Consider the following 431-nt stretch of genomic DNA (forward strand, 5'->3'; position numbering starts at 1 on the left):
GGCACGAGCTTCCAGGCCAGGACGAACCCGATGACGCCCACCGGCACGTTGACGAAGAAGATCCACTCCCAGCCCGCCGCATCGACCAGCACGCCGCCGAGCACCGGTCCGACGAGCGTCGCGACCCCGGCCGTCGCGCCCCACAGCGCCATGGCGCGACCACGGCTGTGCGGCGGGAAGGTGCGCGTGATGACCGACATCGTCTGCGGCGTCATGAGCGAGGCGCCCAGACCCTGGAACACGCGCGCGACGATGAGCAGCTCGACCGTCGTCGTCAGGGCGCACCACAACGAGGCGAGCGTGAAGATCGACAGCCCGGTCAGGTACACGCGCTTGGGTCCGAGCCGGTCACCCAGGCGGCCGGTGATGAGCAGCGGCACCGCGTACGCGAGCAGATAGGCGCTCGTGACCCAGATGACGGTGTTGTAGTC

General features: G+C 69.4%; 1 protein-coding gene. It reads right to left on the reverse strand.

The annotated features are described in order from the left end of the window. Nucleotides 1-431: MFS transporter (locus D9V41_RS16485; protein WP_121795620.1), on the reverse strand; the 431-nt coding region annotated here is incomplete at both ends.

It is taken from the genome of Aeromicrobium phragmitis (assembly GCF_003674095.1).
In the GTDB taxonomy this organism is placed as follows: domain Bacteria; phylum Actinomycetota; class Actinomycetes; order Propionibacteriales; family Nocardioidaceae; genus Aeromicrobium; species Aeromicrobium phragmitis.